This window comes from Micromonospora sp. RV43, from assembly GCF_001029515.1.
Taxonomy (GTDB): Bacteria; Actinomycetota; Actinomycetes; order Mycobacteriales; family Micromonosporaceae; genus Micromonospora; species Micromonospora aurantiaca.
In genome coordinates this window covers 1-1,167 of sequence record NZ_LEKG01000367.1, presented here as the reverse complement: position 1 = coordinate 1,167, position 1,167 = coordinate 1, and the positions used below count along the sequence as shown (strand labels likewise).

The 1,167-nt window shown below is 67.9% G+C and carries 2 protein-coding genes; both read left to right on the top strand.

Annotated features, from left to right (window positions below; all coding sequences use genetic code 11):
- The first annotated feature begins 99 nt into the window (after positions 1 to 99).
- A complete protein-coding gene (locus ABD52_RS37240; RefSeq protein ID WP_235437695.1) occupies positions 100 to 567 on the top strand; it encodes a winged helix-turn-helix domain-containing protein in 468 nt (155 codons plus the stop codon).
- Positions 531 to 1,151 carry an IS630 family transposase gene (locus ABD52_RS37235; protein ID WP_235437694.1) on the top strand — a complete coding sequence of 207 codons (621 nt, stop codon included), beginning with the start codon at positions 531 to 533 and terminating at the stop codon, positions 1,149 to 1,151. The genes ABD52_RS37240 and ABD52_RS37235 overlap by 37 nt, the downstream gene beginning before the upstream one ends.
- Positions 1,152 to 1,167 lie beyond the last annotated feature (16 nt).

Here is a 1,167-nt window from a genome sequence, read left to right as displayed (position 1 = left end):
GGCTACAGATCTTGAATAGTCAGGTTCGTCCTATGTGGTTTGCGTGATGATCTTGGGCGGGGGTAGATCGATGGGATGAGGTATCCCGATGGAGGTGGGTTGTCCGCGCGGGGGCGGGCGAAGCGCGAGGAGGTACGACGGCAGGCGGCGGGGTGGTTCGCCGAGGATGTGTCGGTGCCGGAGATCGCGCGTCGGCTGCGGGTGTCGCAGACCGCGGTGTACGGGTGGCGTAAGCGGTGGCGGGCCGGCGGTGAACAGGCCCTGGCGTCGAAGGGGCCTGGTGGGTCTCGGTGCCGGCTGGATGAGGGCCGGCTGCGGCGGCTGGCCGACGCCCTGGAGGAAGGGCCGGCGGCGCACGGCTTCGGTAGTGATCAGCGGTGGACCCTGGCCCGGGTGTCGGACCTGATCGCGCGGATGTTCCGCACCCGGTACACACTGCGCGGCGCGGCGAACATCATGTACCGGCTGGGCTGGTCGGTGCAGGTCCCCACACACCGCGCGGTCGAGCGTGACGAAGCCGCGATCATCACGTGGCGGCGGGAGACGTGGCCGGCGGGAAAACGGTAGCGGCGCAGCGGCAGGCGTGGCTGGTCTTCGAAGACGAGGCCGGCCAGACGCTGCGCCCACCAAAGGCGCGGACCTGGGGACGACGCGGCCACACCCCCGTGGTCCCGGTTTCCGGCAAGGGCTCCGGTCGCGTCTCGATCGCCGGGCTGACCTGTTACCGGCCCGGGCAGCGATCTCGACTGATCTACCGCACGATCACCCATCGTGGCCGCAAGAACGAGCGGCGCAGCTTCAGCGAGCGCGACTACATCGCCCTGCTGGATGCCGCCCACCAGCAGCTCGACGGTCCGATCGTGCTGATCTGGGACAACCTGAACACACACATCAGCGCCGCCATGCGCGCCATGATCGACGCCCGGGACTGGCTGACCGTCATCCGGCTACCGGCCTACGCCCCGGACCTGAACCCGACCGAAGCCGTGTGGTCCCTCCTCAAACGCAGCATCGGCAACCTCGCCGTCACCGGCGTCGACCACCTCCAGGCGATCATCAAGAACCGACTCAAGAGCATCCAGTACCGCACCGACCTACTCGACGGGTTCCTCGCTCACACCGGACTGACCCTCGAACCCGACACAACCTGACCATTCAAGATCTGTA